At 66.0% G+C, this 1,216-nt stretch carries 1 protein-coding gene; it reads left to right on the top strand.

The genetic code is table 11. The features are described 5' to 3' along the window. Positions 1-46 precede the first annotated feature (46 nt). Positions 47-1,216 (top strand): IS110 family RNA-guided transposase (locus ABQE89_RS26225; RefSeq protein ID WP_448422151.1); only part of this gene is annotated, 1,170 nt, incomplete at its 3' end.

Genomic DNA, 1,216 nt, shown 5'->3' with positions numbered 1-1,216 from the left:
GTGTTGACGCACATGGACCTCCTGACACGCCCCGGAGGTGTTTGTTGTGTCTGTGCATGTAGCTCCAGTCACGTCGTCCACGATTGTCGTTGCCGTCGATGTCGGCAAGACCTCGGCGTTGTTCTCGGTAACCGACGCGGCTCGCCAGCGGCTGGCCGGTCCGTCGGAGTTCGCGATGAATCGCACGGGTCTTGGCGCAGTGGTGGCTCAGGTGGCGGCCTCGGTCCCGATATCGGGGCAGGTCAAGGTTGGGGTGGAGGCTGCCGGTCACTATCACCGACCGGTGCTCGATCATCGCTGGCCAGGTGGATGGGAAGTGTTGGAACTCAATCCCGCTCATGTGGCAGAGCAACGCCGGGTGCAGGGACGACGTCGGATCAAGACCGACGTAATCGACCTCGAGGCGATTACCGAACTCGTGTTGGCCGGACACGGACGCCCGGTCACCGACCGTGACGCCGTGATCGGTGAAATGAGCGCGTGGGCTGTACATCGTGGTCGTCGGGTCGCCACGCGTTCTGCGACGAAGAACCAGCTCCTCGGGCAACTGGACCGGGCGTTTCCCGGACTGGCTCTGGCTCTGCCCGACGTACTGGGGACTCGGATCGGCCGGCTGGTGGCCACCGAGTTCGCCGACCCGGCTCGCCTGGCAGGGCTGGGAGTCACCCGGCTGATCCGATTCGCTGCAACCCGCGACCTGCAGTTGCGCCGCCCGGTTGCTGAGCGTCTGGTCGCTGCGGCCCGCGACGCACTGCCGACCCGTGACGCGGTGATCGCGCGCCAGATCCTGGCCGCCGACCTGGCGTTGTTGGCTGATCTCGACGATCAGATCCACTGCGCGGAGTCGGCATTGGGCTCGCTGCTGCCTCGCAGTCCGTATGCGACGCTGACCTCGGTGCCGGGCTGGGGAGTGGTGCGAGTATCTAATTACGCTGCTGCTCTCGGTGATCCGCAACGATGGCCGGGCGCGCGGCAGATCTATCGTGCCTCGGGCCTATCGCCGATGCAGTACGAGTCCGCGCACAAACGACGCGATGGCGGCATCAGCCGCGAAGGCAGCGTGGCGTTGCGCCGAGCTCTGATCGACCTCGGTATCGGACTGTGGCTCAACGAGTCGGCCGCCAAGAACTACGCCCACGGACTCAAAGACCGCGGCAAGCACGGCGGCATCGTCGTGTGTGCGCTGGCCCACCGCGCCAACCGGATCGCTCACGCA

The organism is Mycolicibacterium sp. XJ1819 (assembly GCF_053483675.1).
This window is presented reverse-complemented; position numbering and strand designations above follow the sequence as displayed.